This is a genomic window from Klebsiella sp. WP8-S18-ESBL-06 (assembly GCF_014169755.1).
Classification (GTDB): Bacteria; Pseudomonadota; Gammaproteobacteria; order Enterobacterales; family Enterobacteriaceae; genus Kluyvera; species Kluyvera ascorbata_B.
In genome coordinates, this window is record NZ_AP022256.1 from 669,645 (window position 1) to 684,583 (window position 14,939).

Genomic DNA, 14,939 nt, shown 5'->3' on the forward strand with positions numbered 1-14,939 from the left:
CAACTTTAAAAGGTGAATACCGTCACAAAAGAGGTATTTTCCATAGAGTTTAAGGGGTAGATAGGGCACACCAGGCGTGGCGCGGCTTGCAGCGTTGTTTTGGCGATTTTTATGTCATTTTTTGTCAAGGTTTATTGATCTAACTCACGAAAAAATCTTCGGTCTGGCGAAATTGGTGTGATAACTTTGTCTGCATTACAGATAAACATCTGACCCACTCGCTGAGAGGAAGACGATAATGACCCCGTTTATGACTGAAGATTTCCTGTTAGATACCGAATTTGCTCGCCGTCTGTACCACGACTACGCAAAAGACCAGCCGATTTTCGACTATCACTGCCACCTGCCGCCGCAGCAGGTTGCTGAAGACTATCGTTTTAAAAACCTGTATGACATCTGGCTGAAGGGCGACCACTACAAGTGGCGCGCGATGCGTACCAACGGCGTAGCAGAACGTCTGTGTACCGGCGATGCGTCTGACCGCGAGAAGTTTGACGCGTGGGCGGCGACCGTTCCGCACACTATCGGTAACCCGTTATACCACTGGACTCACCTGGAGCTGCGCCGTCCGTTCGGCATCACCGGTAAACTGCTGTCTCCGGCAACCGCAGGTGAAATCTGGGACGAATGTAATGAGCTGCTGGCGCAGGACAAATTCTCCGCGCGCGGCATCATGAAGCAGATGAACGTGAAAATGGTCGGCACTACCGATGATCCGATCGATTCTCTGGAGCATCACGCGACCGTCGCGAAAGACGGTTCCTTCGACGTGAAAGTGCTGCCGAGCTGGCGCCCGGATAAAGCCTTCAACATTGAACAAGCGACCTTCAACGACTACATGGCGAAGCTGGGTGAAGTGTCTGACACCGACATCCGCCGTTTTGCTGACCTGCAAACTGCACTGACCAAGCGTCTGGATCACTTCGCGGCTCACGGCTGTAAAGTTTCTGACCATGCGCTGGACGTTGTCCTGTTCGCGGAATCTAACGAAGCCGAGCTGGACAGCATTCTGGCCCGTCGCCTGGGCGGCGAAACGCTGAGCGAGCATGAAGTGGCGCAGTTCAAAACTGCCGTGCTGGTGTTCCTGGGTGCGGAATATGCTCGTCGTGAATGGGTACAGCAGTACCACATCGGCGCGCTGCGTAACAACAACCTGCGCCAGTTCAAACTGCTGGGCGCGGACGTTGGCTTTGACTCCATTAACGACCGTCCGATGGCGGAAGAACTGTCTAAGCTGCTGAGCAAACAGAACGAACAGAACCTGCTGCCGAAAACCATTCTTTACTGCCTGAACCCGCGCGATAACGAAGTGCTGGGCACGATGATCGGTAACTTCCAGGGCGAAGGTATGCCGGGCAAAATGCAGTTCGGTTCCGGCTGGTGGTTCAACGATCAGAAAGACGGTATGGAACGTCAGATGACGCAGCTGGCACAGCTCGGCCTGCTGAGCCGATTCGTCGGTATGCTGACCGATAGCCGTAGCTTCCTGTCTTACACCCGTCACGAATACTTCCGCCGTATTCTGTGCCAGATGATCGGCCGTTGGGTTGCTGCGGGCGAAGCGCCTGCCGACATCCAACTGCTGGGTGAGATGGTGAAAAACATTTGCTTTAACAATGCGCGTGACTATTTCGCCATTGAATTGAACTAAGGTCTGGGTGAAGGTATGCAATACATCAAGATCCATGCGCTGGATAACGTCGCGGTAGCGCTCGCTGATTTGGCTGAAGGAACCGAAGTCACCGTTGACGGTCAAGTGGTCACCTTGCACCAGGCGGTGTCCCGTGGCCATAAATTCGCCTTATGCAATATTGCGAAAGGTGAAAACGTCATTAAATACGGTTTGCCAATTGGTCATACGCTGGTGGACGTCGCGGCGGGTGAGCATATTCATGCCCATAACACGCGCACCAATCTGAGCGACCTGGACACGTATCGCTACCAACCGGATTTCCAGGCCGAAGTCGCCCAGCCAGCCGATCGCGACGTGCAGATTTATCGCCGCGCAAACGGTGAGGTTGGGGTACGTAACGAACTGTGGATCCTGCCGACCGTCGGCTGCGTTAATGCGATGGCGCGCCAGATGCAGAACCGTTTCCTGAAAGAGACCAATGACGCCGAAGGTATCGATGGCGTGCATCTCTTCAGCCACACTTACGGCTGTTCGCAACTGGGCGACGACCATATCAACACCCGTACCATGCTGCAAAATATGGTGCGTCATCCGAACGCGGGTGCGGTGCTGGTGGTGGGCCTGGGCTGCGAAAATAACCAGGTAGATGCGTTCCGCGAAACCCTTGGCGAGTTCGATCCTGAGCGCGTTCACTTCATGGTCTGCCAACACCAGGAAGACGAAGTGGAAGCCGGGATCGAACATCTCCATCAGCTGTACAGCGTGATGCGCAATGATAAGCGCGAGCCGGGCAAACTGAGCGAGCTGAAGTTTGGTCTGGAATGCGGCGGGTCTGACGGCTTGTCCGGTATTACCGCCAACCCGATGCTGGGCCGTTTCTCTGACTACGTGATTGCCAATGGTGGCACCACCGTGCTGACCGAAGTGCCGGAAATGTTCGGTGCCGAGCAACTGCTGATGGATCACTGCCGCGATGAGGCGACCTTCGAGAAGCTGGTGACCATGGTCAATGACTTCAAGCAGTACTTCATTGCTCATGACCAGCCCATCTACGAGAACCCATCGCCGGGTAACAAAGCAGGCGGGATCACCACGCTTGAAGATAAATCGCTGGGCTGTACGCAAAAAGCGGGCTCCAGCCAGGTGGTTGACGTGCTGCGCTACGGCGAGCGTCTGAAAACCCACGGCCTGAACCTGCTGAGCGCACCGGGCAACGATGCGGTTGCCACCAGCGCGCTGGCGGGCGCGGGCTGCCATATGGTGCTGTTCAGCACCGGCCGCGGCACGCCTTACGGCGGCTTTGTGCCTACGGTGAAAATCGCCACCAACAGCGAGCTGGCCGAGAAGAAGAAACACTGGATCGACTTCAACGCCGGCCAGCTGATTCACGGTAAAGCGATGCCTCAACTGCTGGAAGAGTTCGTTGACGTTATCGTCGACTTCGCCAACGGCAAGCAGACCTGCAACGAGCGCAACGACTTCCGCGAGCTGGCTATCTTTAAGAGCGGCGTCACATTGTAATCAAAGTGTGATCTGATACGATAAAACGGCGTTTCATCTTTTGAAGCGCCGTTTTTTTATGCTTGTTTAACAAGGACCCCCTCCATGACTGCGTATTGGCTTGCCCAGGGCGTAGGCGTTCTGGCGTTTTTGATTGGTATTACCACCTTTATCAACCGCGATGAACGACGCTTTAAATTTCAGCTGTCTCTCTACAGCGCTACGATTGGCGTGCACTTCTTTTTGATGGGGGCATTTCCCGCCGGAATGAGCGCCGAGCTGAACGTCATTCGTACCATTATTTCGGTCTATACGCGTCGTATCTGGGTGATGTTTGTGTTTATCGCGCTGACGTTGATCCTGGGGCTGGGCAAACTTCAACACGCCATGGAGCTGCTGCCGATTGCCGGTACCGTTGCCAGCACCTGGGCGCTGTTCCGCTGTAAGGGGCTCACGGTACGCAGCGTGATGTGGTGCTCTACCGCCTGCTGGGTAATCCACAACTTCTGGCTTGGTTCGATTGGCGGCACGCTGATTGAGGGGAGTTTCCTGGTGATGAACGGGCTGAACATCATTCGCTTCTGGCGCATGCAGCGCAAAGGCATCGATCCGTTTAACGTCGAGAAGAAAGTGCAGGAAGAAAACCCCTCCGCCTGACGGCAAAGGGGCTGGTGTGATTAGCTGCGCAGCGCGTTTTTCGCCAGACGCTCGTCTTCCGCCTGACAGGCGGCCGCGGTAAACAGTACGTCGGTTGACGAGTTCAGCGCGGTTTCACAGGAATCCTGCAGGACGCCGATGATAAAGCCCACGGCAACGACCTGCATGGCCACATCGTTCGGAATACCGAACATGTTACAAGCCAGCGGGATCAGCAGCAGGGAACCGCCCGCTACGCCGGAAGCGCCGCAGGCGCACAGTGAGGCCACGACGCTCAGCAGCAGCGCGGTCGGCAGATCGACCGGAATACCGAGGGTATGCACGGCCGCCAGCGTCAACACGGTAATGGTGATAGCGGCACCGGCCATATTGATGGTTGCACCCAGCGGGATGGACACGGAGTAGGTGTCGCGGTCGAGGTTCAGTTTTTCGCACAGGCTCATATTGACCGGAATATTGGCCGCTGAGCTACGGGTAAAGAAGGCGTAGACGCCGCTTTCACGCAGGCAGGTCATCACCAGCGGGTAAGGGTTGCGGCGAATCTTCCAGAACACCAGCAGCGGGTTAATGACCAGCGCAACCAGGAACATACAGCCAATCAGTACCAGCAGCAGCTGTGCGTAGCCCCACAACGTGCTAAACCCGGTCGTGGCCAGCGTCGAGGCCACGAGACCGAAGATCCCCAGCGGCGCAAAGCGAATCACCACCTTCACGATAAAGGTCACGGCATGAGAGATGTCGTTGATTAAATTCTTCGTGGTTTCATTCCCATGGCGCAGGGCGAAGCCAAGGCCGACCGCCCATACCAGAATACCGATGTAGTTGGCGTTAAGCAGGGCGGCAATCGGGTTAGATACCATGCTCATCAGCAGGCCGCGCAGCACCTCAACGATGCCGGAAGGCGGTGCAATATCTTCTGCTGCCGCGCTGAGGTGTAGCGTAGACGGGAAAAGGAAGCTGAACAAAACGGCCGTTAATGCCGCGGCAAACGTCCCCAGCAGATAGAGAAACAGAATGGGGCGGATATTGGTTTTTTGCCCCTGCTGATGGTTAGCAATAGAGGCCATAACCAGCATCAGTACCAGCACCGGCGCAACCGCCTTCAGCGCGCCAACGAACAGCGTGCCCAGCAGCCCAGCGGCCTCGGCGGCAGGCTTGGAAACGACAGCGAGAAGTACGCCCAGGATCAAACCCACCAGAATTTGTTTCACCAGGCTACCAGCCATCAGTACACGCAAAAATCCGGGAAGCGAGGATTTTGTTGTCATTTATGCATTCCTTAATGTGATGTGTCGTGTCTTTCCAGTGACGTATTATTTGTTACGTTTATGTCTGGATGTAAAAAAATGTTTGCCAGATCGAGTATAAGGAAAGTCGTCGTTTGGGGAAGTACAAAATGCTGGAATTTACGCCATGCGTCATATTTTTTAACCAATAATTCACATTTCGTGACGCCAATCGCGTACAAAAGAGGGGCAGGGCGAGGCGTTCACGCCGGGGGATGTGGTAGGAGATATCCCCGGCATCGCAGTGCTCTGCCGGGGACGCCATTACAGGGCTTTATTTTTTATATCATGGCGATGGTTAACCCACGCATTGATCAGGAGCGTAACGACCAGGATCCCACCCACGACGCCGAGTGAGATGGCGATAGGGATATGGTAGAACTCGACGATCAGCATCTTGATGCCGATAAACACCAGGATCACCGCCAGACCGTACTTCAGCATCGAGAAGCGCTCTGCTACGCCCGCCAGCAGGAAGTACATCGCACGCAGGCCGAGGATAGCGAACAGGTTCGAAGTCAGTACGATAAACGGATCGGTGGTGACGGCAAAGATGGCCGGGATGCTGTCGACCGCGAAGATCACATCGCTCAGTTCGACCAGAATCAGCACCAGCAGCAGCGGCGTGGCAAACAGTACGCCGTTCTTACGCGTGAAGAAGTGCTCGTTTTCGATTTTGTCGGTCATGCGCAGATGCCCGCGCAGCCAGCGTACCAGCGGTTTGTCGCCGATGCCGCCTTCGTCTTCTTTTGCCAGCGCCATCTTGATGCCGGTGAACAGCAGAAACGCGCCGAACACGTACAGCAGCCATTCAAACTGGGAAATCAGCCAGCTTCCGGCGAAGATCATGATGGTACGCAGCACAATCGCGCCAAGCACCCCGTAGACCAGCACCCGACGCTGCAGCGCCGCAGGCACCGAGAAGTAGCTAAACAGCATCAGCCAGACGAAGACGTTGTCCACTGCCAGCGATTTTTCGATCAGATAGCCGGTGAGAAACGCCAGCGCCTGTGGATCGGCGACCGCGCGCCCCTGGGTTTGCACCAGATACCACCAGAATGCGGCGTTAAACAGCAGCGAGAGGGTAACCCAGACCAGCGACCAGCTTGCCGCCTGCTTCATTGACATGGTGTGAGCGCCACGGCGCCCCTGTAATAACAGATCGATGGCAAGCATGATCACCACGACGACAGCGAATCCGCCCCAGAGCAACGGTGTGCCGACAGTATTCATAGAAATTTCCTTACGCATAAAAAAAACGGCTAACGTCAGAAGACGATAGCCGCTGCTTTTTTATGCATAGACCTCGCCTTCCGGCGAGGTCTCACTTACAACAAAAAAAGAATGCGCTGACGCATTCCTTTTTCGTTGCCCGGCGACCGGATACGGTTTTGCACGTATCGTAATGACGATCCACCGACAAGGAAGTTACTCCCCTTTGCACGTAACAAAATATGACAGGCCATTGATTTCGTCAATGGCCGACAATATCCGTTTACGTTGCTTTACGCAGCAGGCGCATCCGCCGGGAACACGACGCCGGTCTGGCGACGAATTTCGGTCTGAACTTTGGCGGTAATACGGCTGACTTCAAGCCCCGGGTGGTCCACTTCGTTGTTTTCGACCAGCCGTGCAAACGCCTCGGCTTCATACAGCATAGTATTAATATGCTGCGGCTGGCTAAGATCCTGCGCTTTGCTGCCGCGCGGCACGAAGGAAACCTTCTGGCACTCGGAGATTTTCTCAATCACCAGCGCGCCCGCTTCCCCCTGGATTTCGCTCGGCAACGTGGAATCGCTGACTTTCGAGTGCTGTAACGTCACGCTGAAGTCGCCGTAGTCCATCACCACCACGCCGTGGGCGTCTACGCCGCTGTCCAGCAGGCTTGCTGAAGCCTGAATCTGCTTTGGCTCGCCCCACAGCGCAATGGCCGAGGCCAGGCAATAAAAGCCGATATCCATAATCGAGCCGTTCGAGAAGGCCGGGTTAAAGGTATTTGGGTTTTCGCCATCAAGGTAGCGCTGGTAGCGTGAAGAGTACTGGCAGTAGTTGATGAACGCTTTACGAATCTGCCCCAGCTTCGGCAGCGCCTGCTGAAGCTGCTGGAAGTTTGGCAGACTGGCGGTTTTAAACGCTTCGAACAGCACCACCTGGTTTTCGCGCGCAGCGGCAATGACCCGCTCAGCTTCGTCAATATTGGAGGCCAGAGGCTTCTCGCAGATAACGTGCTTTTTATGTCGCAAGAATAGCTCGGTCTGTGGAGCGTGGAGCGAGTTTGGGCTGGCAATGTACACCGCATCAATATCGTCGCTCTGCGCCATAGACTCCAGCGAGGTGAAAAGGTGCTCAACGGGATAATCATTGGCGAAGCTTTGCGCCTGCTCAAGGCTGCGGGAATAAACGGCGGTCAACTTATACTTGCCGGTCTCATGGGCGGCATCGACAAACTGGCGGGTGATCCAGTTTGTTCCAATCACAGCGAAACGTATCATAAACGCCTTCAGGCTCCATAAAGGGATTCTTTGGTCAATGTACCATGCCTTTATGACAATGCCAGTGCCCGACTACGCAGTTTCCTTTAGCGAAAGGTGCGTCAGCCACAGACGAGTATCAAACTCCAACTGATGGTACTGCGGCTCCATATGACAGCACAGCTGATAGAAGGCCTTGTTGTGATCCTTCTCTTTCAGGTGCGCCAGCTCGTGCACCACGATCATCTTCAAAAAGGCTTCCGGGGCGTTGCGGAACACGGTCGCGACGCGAATTTCCGCTTTCGCTTTCAGTTTGCCGCCCTGCACGCGCGACACGGCGGTATGCAGCCCGAGCGCGTTCTTCAGCACGTGGATCTTATTGTCGTACATCACTTTATTGATCGGCGGTGCGTTGCGCAGATATTGGCTTTTGAGATCCTGTGTGTACTGCCAGAGGGCTTTGTCGGTGGCGAAATCATGCGTGCCCGGGTAGCGCTTTTCCAGCACCGCCCCCAGGCGCTGCTCCGCAATCAGCGTACGTACCTGAGAAAGCAGATGCTCGGGATAGCCCTGGAGGTAAGTTAGTTGGTTCATCTTTGCCCATGCCAATCATAAAAAGTGTATACTCACGCACCCTTTTCAGGGATACGCCGAAATTTTACCATTCAGGAGGGCCGATGAGCCACACAGACAACGGTTTCCGTTCACTGACACTTAAACGTTTCCCGGAGACGGACGACGTTAACCCGCTGCTGGCGTGGGAAGCGGCAGATGAATATCTGCTGCAACAGCTGGACGATACCGAGATTAGCGGCCCAGTGCTTCTCCTGAATGATACTTTTGGCGCGCTGGCCTGTGCGCTGGCGGAGCACACGCCATACAGCATTGGCGACTCCTACCTGAGCGAACTGGCAACGCGTGAAAACCTGCGCCATAACGATATCGCCGAATCGAGCGTGAAATTCCTCGATAGCACCGCGGAGTACCCGCAGGCACCGGGCGTCGTACTGATTAAAATTCCGAAAACCATGGCGCTGCTGGAACAGCAGCTGCGCGCGCTGCGCGACGTGGTGACGCCACAAACGCGGATTATCGCCGGGGCTAAAGCCCGTGATATTCACACTTCCACGCTGGAGCTGTTTGAAAAAGTGCTTGGCCCGACGACGACCACGCTGGCGTGGAAAAAGGCGCGTCTGATTAACGGTACTTTCACCAGGCCTGAACTGGCTGAAACCGCGCAAACGCTGAGCTGGAAGCTGGAAGGCACCGATTGGACCATTCACAACCACGCTAACGTTTTCTCCCGTACCGGGCTGGATATTGGTGCGCGCTTCTTTATCGAGCATCTGCCGGAAAACCTCGAAGGGGAGATTGTTGACCTGGGCTGCGGCAACGGCGTGCTGGGCATGACGCTGCTGGCGAAGAACCCGGAGGCTAGCGTGGTATTCGTTGACGAATCACCGATGGCGGTGGCGTCAAGCCGTCTGAACGTGGAAACCAACCTGCCGGACGCGCTGGACCGCAGTGAGTTTATGATCAACAACGCGCTCTCCGGCGTCGAGCCGTTCCGCTTCAACGCCGTGTTCTGTAACCCGCCGTTCCACCAGAAGCACGCGCTGACTGATAACATCGCCTGGGAGATGTTCCATCACGCCCGTCGCTGCCTGAAGATTAACGGCGAGCTGTATATCGTGGCCAACCGCCATCTCGATTATTTCCACAAGCTGAAGAAGATCTTCGGTAACTGCGAAACCATCGCCACGAACAATAAGTTTGTGATTCTGAAGGCGGTGAAGCTGGGCCGTCGTCGTTAAATAGCTAAATATCGGTGCCGGACAAGACATGAACGTCTTATCCGGCCTGGTTCTGGAATCGTGTTCGCAAACGATAAATTCTCCCCGTTATCCCCCCTCCTTCTCTTGTTATCTCTGGCGTATCGTCACGTTGATTCCTACAAGGTCATGAGTTGCCAAATTGGCAATTCATGTTATTATGTTGCCAATTTGTCAACGGACGTGATAAAGAATGCATCTGATATCAATGGCTGCAATTGACGAGGGATGTGGCAGATTTCCCCAGTTTGCGAAAGAAATTAAGCTGTTAGGTAAGGTGATTGCGAAAGCAAACTGTCCAACGCCAGAAGCGTTGAGGGCATTTTATCCCTCATTGGATAACTTCAAATATCTTGATAAACACTATGTTGTGAACATTGCTAACAACAATATCAGGGTGATTGCGTTGATTTTTTTCGAAAGCCAGAAGTTTTATATCCGGCACATTTTTAACCACGCTGAGTACGATAGGTTCACAGATAAACACAGAACGAAGGGGAATAAATCATGATTATGATGACGGCAAAAGCCCTGAAAGCCACAAAAACGCTGGTTGCTGAAATTCCTCTTCTGGGAGATAACCCCACAGAGGCCGATCATCGTGACGCACTGGAACTGCTGGCTGAACTGCTGATGGACGACCCAACAAATCCGTTGGTTGATCTACTGTGCGTTCGCATCCGTGCGTATGAGGACAACCAGCCGAAATTACGTGCGTTACGTGAAGAGATTGAGGCTATTCCCACGGGCATCGCGATTTTACGAACCCTGATGGAGCAGCATAAACTGACGCTTTCCGATTTTGCCGATGAGATTGGCAGCAAGTCGATGGTTTCACGCGTACTCAGCGGTCAAAGAAAATTAACGCTGGATCATGTCAAAAAGCTGGCCGCTCGATTTGGCATTTCACCCGCGTTATTTATTGATTAACCGCTAAATCCCCAGCGCCAGCTTCGTTCCCTGCGCAATAGCCCGTCGTGCGTCCAGTTCACCGGCCACATCGCTGCCGCCAATCAAATGCACAATCTTGCCAGCCGCCAGCAGCGGTTCTTGCAGCGCGCGGTTCGGTTCCTGCCCGGCGCAGATAATGACGTTATCTACCGCCAGCAGCTGACTTTCGCCGCCGATTTCCACGTGTAATCCCGCATCGTCGATCTTCTGATAGCTGACTGCCGGGATCATCTTCACGCCGCGTGAAAGCAGGGTGGTGCGGTGGATCCAGCCGGTGGTTTTGCCTAGCCCCTCGCCCGGCTTGCTGGCTTTACGCTGTAGCATCACAATCTGTCGCGGGCTGCGGGCCAAATGCGGACCTTCCGGGCGCAGGCCGCCCGCCTGCTGCAGGCTAGTATCGATCCCCCATTCCACGCAGAATTCGGCAATATTCTGGCTGGTGGGGTTGCCCGGCTGGCTGAGATACATGGCCGTATCAAAACCGATGCCGCCGCAGCCAATAATGGCCACACGTTGCCCAACCGGCGCTTTGTCACGCAGCACGTCCAGATAGCTCAGCACCTTCGGATGGTCGATCCCCTCGATCGGCGGCGTGCGTGGCGCGATCCCGGTGGACAGGATCACTTCATCAAAGCCGAGTAAGTCGTCGGCGTTAACGCGCCGGTTTAGCTCCAGGGTCACGCCGGTGACGTCGATCATGCGGCGGTAGTAGCGCAGCGTCTCGTAAAACTCCTCTTTACCGGGGATCTGTTTGGCGATATTAAACTGCCCGCCGATCTCGGCGCTGCCGTCGAACAGCGTGACGTGATGGCCGCGTGCAGCGGCGTTGATCGCAAAGGCAAGGCCCGCGGGACCCGCGCCGACCACCGCCAGGTTTTTACGCACGACGGCAGGGACGATCGGCATTTTGGTTTCATGACAGGCGCGCGGGTTCACCAGGCACGAGGTCACTTTACCGACGAAGATCTGATCCAGGCAGGCCTGATTACAACCGATACAGGTGTTGATCTCGTCGGCGCGCCCGGACTGTGCTTTGGACAGCAGCTCGGCGTCGGCGAGGAACGGGCGTGCCATCGACACCATATCGGCGTCGCCGCGCGACAGAATGTCATCAGCGACCTGCGGATCGTTAATACGGTTGGTGGTGACCAGCGGGATCGTCACCCGGCCTTTCAGCTTGCGCGTCACCCAGCTAAACGCACCGCGCGGCACCGGCGTCGCAATGGTGGGGATCCGCGCTTCGTGCCAGCCAATACCGGTATTGATGAGCGTTGCGCCTGCCACTTCAATCGCCTGTGCCAGTTGGACGGTTTCATCAAAGATGCTGCCCTTATCGACCAGATCGAGCATCGACAGGCGATAGATGATAATAAAATCGTTACCTACCCGCTGGCGTACCGCGCGAACGACTTCGACGGCAAAGCGCATGCGGTTGGCGTAGTCGCCGCCCCATTGATCGTCGCGCAGGTTGGTGCGGGCGGCGAGAAATTCGTTGATCAGGTAGCCTTCCGATCCCATCACCTCCACGCCGTCATAGCCTGCCTCCCGGGCCAGCTGAGCGCAGCGGGCAAAATCGTCGATCAGCATCAGGATTTCCTGGTGGGTGAGCGCGTGTGGGGTGAAGCGGTTGATCGGCGCCTGAAGGGCCGAGGGTGCCACCAGGTTTGGCTGATAGCTGTAGCGGCCGGTGTGCAGAATTTGCAGGGCAATTTTACCGCCTTCCTGGTGTACCGCATCGGTAATCGTGCGGTGATGCGGCAACTGGCTGACATCGTTAAGCATCGCGCCGCCCGCCATGCCTACGCCGGTGGGATCGGGGGCTATCCCGCCGCTGACGATCAGCGCCACGCCGTGGCGCGCGCGCTCGGCGTAAAAGGCGGCCAGGCGCTCAGCGCCGTCAGGGTACTCCTCCAGCCCGGTATGCATAGACCCCATCAGCACACGGTTTTTCAGCTGGGTAAAACCCAGATCGAGCGGGGCGAACAGCGACGGATAGCTCATAAGAATGTCCAGTATGTGAAATTATTGTTATGTGGTCGGATGAGTTACTAATTTAGCCGTCGGCGGGGAAAAGGGAAAAGGGGATTGCGATGATTGTGATGGGATTCAAAGAATGCCCCCGCAGCCGGGGGCGTGACTCAGGCCGTAGGATCGCTAAAGGTGACACGTTTTCCAATGGAATCAAAAAGATGAAGGTGCGATTCCTGCACGGTCAGGGTCAGCGCGCTTTGCGCCGGGAAGCTGAGCTGCTGGAAGGACTTCAGGCAAATCGAATGCCCGGCAACGTCCAGCCATACCAGCGTGGAATCTCCCTGCAGCTCGCACAGGCGGGTGTGTCCGCTGAGGCTAAAGTCGCCGGGCTGCTGGAGCTGCATGTGCTCCGGGCGGATGGCGACAAACATCTTATCGTTTTCACGCACGCCGAGCGGCTGACGAGAGAGCGGGAAGATAATGTTCTCGGCAATATGCAGCGCGCCCTGCCGCCAGACGGCGGGCAGAATGTTGATTTTAGGCGTACCGATAAACTCGGCGACAAACAGGTTGGCCGGGGTGTTGTACAGCTCCAGCGGCGTGCCGACCTGCTCAATTTTTCCCTTATACAGCACGACGATACGGTCCGCGAGGGTCATCGCTTCAACCTGATCGTGCGTCACGTAAATCATGGTGTTTTTCAGCGTGTTGTGCAGCTGCTGGATTTCCTGGCGCATCTCCACGCGCAGGGCGGCGTCCAGGTTTGACAGCGGTTCGTCGAACAAAAACAGCGCCGGTTGCTGAACGATAGAGCGCCCGATGGCCACGCGCTGACGCTGGCCGCCTGAGAGATTCTGTGGCAGCCGGTCGAGCATTTCATCAAGCTTGAGCATGGTGGCCACATGGGCGACGCGGCGGGTAATTTCCGCCGGCGGGGTGCGAATATTGCGTAGCCCAAAGGTCAGGTTTTCCCGCACCGTCATGTGCGGGTAAAGGGCGTAGGATTGAAAGACCATCGACAGGCTGCGTTTGCCAGCAGGCAGATGGGTGACGTCCTGGTCGCCCATCATCAGCTTGCCGCTATCGGGCATTTCCAGCCCTGCCACCATGCGCAGCAGCGTCGACTTGCCGCAGCCTGAAGGGCCGACCAGAACGATAAATTCCCCCGATGCGATCTCCAGCGAGAGGTTCTCGATGATGGTGGTTTTATCGTATTTTTTATGGATGTTGCTGAGGGAAAGGGCGGTCATAGCGTCTCCTCCGCGCCGCGCTGAGCGGCAATAAACGTTAAAATCTCATCGGTTTTGGTGGCCAGCAGAGCAGTATCGCCGCGCGTTTCGACGTTAAGCCGCAGCAACGGTTCGGTGTTGGAGGCGCGTAAATTAAAGCGCCAGTCGGCAAAGGCCAGGCTGATGCCATCGCAATCATCGCGCTGCGGTGCTGCCGACTGATAGTGCTCGGTAATGTTGCGGACCATCGCCAGCGGATCCTTCACCTGCAGATTGATCTCGCCGGAAACCGGGTAACGCGCCTGCGCGGCGGTAATGCGGGAAGAAAGCGGCTGAGGGTCGCCGCCGAGGATTTGTAGCATTAGCATCAGTGGGATCATGCCGCTATCGCAATAGCCGAAGTCGCGGAAGTAGTGATGGCCGCTCATTTCGCCACCGTACACGGCATCTTCCTCGCGCATTCGGGCCTTGATAAACGCATGGCCGGTTTTACTGACGACGGGCGTACCGCCGCAGCGGGTGACGATATCCAGCGTGTTCCACGTCAGGCGTGGGTCGAGAATAATGCGGCTGTCGGGATACGTGCGCAGGAAATGCTCGGCGAACAGTCCGACCAGATAGTAGCTCTCGATAAAACTGCCGCGCTCGTCAAAGAAAAAACAGCGGTCGAAGTCGCCGTCCCAGGCGATGCCGAAATCGGCCTGATGGTCGATAACGGCCTGCTGGGTAACCAGACGGTTTTCCGCCAGCATCGGGTTGGGTACCCCCGCAGGGAAGTGGCCATCCGGGTGATGGTGAAGACGTATAAACTCCACCTGCACGCCCGCGTGGGCCAGCCCTTCAGCAATTGCATCCAGCGCAGGCCCCGCGGTGCCGTGCCCGGCATTAGTCACGATGCGCAGCGGGCGGACCGGCGGGCGTTGCAGGAAACGCAGCAGGCAGTTAACCCAGGACGGGCGATTATCAAAATCTATCAGGCTACCGCGATGTACAACGGGAGAAAAAGCGTTCCGCTCGGCGAGCGCTTTAATCTCTAGCAGGCCATTGTCATTACTGATGGGCCGCGCCTCTTCACGCACCAGCTTCATGCCGTTGTACTGGGCGGGATTATGGCTGGCGGTGACCTGAATGCCACCGTCAGCCCGTAGCTCGCGGGTGGCGAAATAGATCTCCTCGGTACCGGAAAGACCAATATCAATGACGTCAACGCCGCTGGCGGTCAGACCTTCCGCAAGCGCCGCCTTCAGCGATGCTGAGCTCAGGCGCACGTCGCCGCCGACGACGACTCGCCGCGGGCGCAGCCAGGTCGCGTAGGCGCGGCCAATGCGAAAGGCGATCTCCGGCGTAAGGTTAATACCGACTTCACCGCGAATGTCGTAGGCTTTAAAACAGGTTAGTTCATCCATAAT

At 56.1% G+C, this 14,939-nt stretch carries 13 protein-coding genes; 6 read left to right on the forward strand and 7 right to left on the reverse strand.

Going from position 1 to position 14,939, the window contains the following annotated elements:
- The first annotated feature begins 238 nt into the window (after positions 1–238).
- From uxaC to H7R76_RS03285, 3 genes are all read left to right on the forward strand, one after another.
- Positions 239–1,651: a glucuronate isomerase gene (uxaC, locus tag H7R76_RS03275; protein WP_106927115.1), complete on the forward strand. Its 1,413-nt coding sequence runs from the start codon at positions 239–241 to the stop codon at positions 1,649–1,651.
- Positions 1,652–1,666: 15 nt separating this feature from the next.
- Complete coding sequence (locus tag H7R76_RS03280) at positions 1,667–3,154, forward strand: UxaA family hydrolase (protein WP_182966957.1); 1,488 nt, start codon at positions 1,667–1,669, stop codon at positions 3,152–3,154.
- Between the two features lie 84 nt (positions 3,155–3,238).
- A complete protein-coding gene (locus tag H7R76_RS03285) occupies positions 3,239–3,790 on the forward strand; it encodes a YgjV family protein (RefSeq protein WP_106927111.1) in 552 nt (183 codons plus the stop codon).
- 20 nt (positions 3,791–3,810) lie between these two features.
- Here H7R76_RS03285 and sstT read toward each other — a convergent pair whose 3' ends face one another.
- The 4 genes from sstT to H7R76_RS03305 form a co-directional block, all read right to left on the reverse strand.
- Positions 3,811–5,058 (reverse strand): serine/threonine transporter SstT, encoded by a 1,248-nt coding sequence (sstT, locus tag H7R76_RS03290; protein WP_106927109.1) that lies wholly within the window; start codon positions 5,056–5,058, stop codon positions 3,811–3,813.
- Positions 5,059–5,340: 282 nt separating this feature from the next.
- Positions 5,341–6,309 carry a TerC family protein gene (locus tag H7R76_RS03295; RefSeq protein WP_106927107.1) on the reverse strand — a complete coding sequence of 323 codons (969 nt, stop codon included), beginning with the start codon at positions 6,307–6,309 and terminating at the stop codon, positions 5,341–5,343.
- Positions 6,310–6,581: 272 nt separating this feature from the next.
- The gene (locus tag H7R76_RS03300; protein ID WP_106927105.1) at positions 6,582–7,568 is read right to left on the reverse strand and encodes a Gfo/Idh/MocA family protein; all 987 of its coding nucleotides are present in this window, start codon (positions 7,566–7,568) and stop codon (positions 6,582–6,584) included.
- Between the two features lie 72 nt (positions 7,569–7,640).
- Entirely contained in the window at positions 7,641–8,141 is a 501-nt protein-coding gene (locus tag H7R76_RS03305; RefSeq protein WP_106927103.1) for a M48 metallopeptidase family protein, read from the reverse strand.
- Positions 8,142–8,224: 83 nt separating this feature from the next.
- Here H7R76_RS03305 and rlmG point away from each other — a divergent pair, with 83 nt between their 5' ends.
- From rlmG to H7R76_RS03320, 3 genes are all read left to right on the forward strand, one after another.
- On the forward strand, positions 8,225–9,361 hold the full coding sequence (gene rlmG, locus H7R76_RS03310) for a 23S rRNA (guanine(1835)-N(2))-methyltransferase RlmG (RefSeq protein WP_106927101.1): 1,137 nt from the start codon (positions 8,225–8,227) through the stop codon (positions 9,359–9,361).
- A 211-nt stretch (positions 9,362–9,572) separates the two neighbouring features.
- Positions 9,573–9,890 (forward strand): type II toxin-antitoxin system HigB family toxin, encoded by a 318-nt coding sequence (locus tag H7R76_RS03315; protein WP_106927099.1) that lies wholly within the window; start codon positions 9,573–9,575, stop codon positions 9,888–9,890.
- A 2-nt stretch (positions 9,891–9,892) separates the two neighbouring features.
- Complete coding sequence (locus tag H7R76_RS03320) at positions 9,893–10,309, forward strand: helix-turn-helix domain-containing protein (protein WP_181358007.1); 417 nt, start codon at positions 9,893–9,895, stop codon at positions 10,307–10,309.
- Positions 10,310–10,312: 3 nt separating this feature from the next.
- Here H7R76_RS03320 and H7R76_RS03325 read toward each other — a convergent pair whose 3' ends face one another.
- The 3 genes from H7R76_RS03325 to H7R76_RS03335 all read right to left on the reverse strand — a co-directional run bounded on the left by H7R76_RS03325 (position 10,313) and on the right by H7R76_RS03335 (position 14,936).
- Positions 10,313–12,331 carry an NADPH-dependent 2,4-dienoyl-CoA reductase gene (locus H7R76_RS03325; protein WP_182966959.1) on the reverse strand — a complete coding sequence of 673 codons (2,019 nt, stop codon included), beginning with the start codon at positions 12,329–12,331 and terminating at the stop codon, positions 10,313–10,315.
- A gap of 137 nt (positions 12,332–12,468) precedes the next feature.
- Positions 12,469–13,551, reverse strand: a complete 1,083-nt coding sequence (locus H7R76_RS03330; protein WP_182966961.1) for an ABC transporter ATP-binding protein — start codon at positions 13,549–13,551, stop codon at positions 12,469–12,471.
- Positions 13,548–14,936 (reverse strand): phosphohexomutase domain-containing protein, encoded by a 1,389-nt coding sequence (locus H7R76_RS03335; RefSeq protein WP_182966963.1) that lies wholly within the window; start codon positions 14,934–14,936, stop codon positions 13,548–13,550. The genes H7R76_RS03330 and H7R76_RS03335 overlap by 4 nt, the downstream gene beginning before the upstream one ends.
- Between the last annotated feature and the right edge of the window lie 3 nt (positions 14,937–14,939).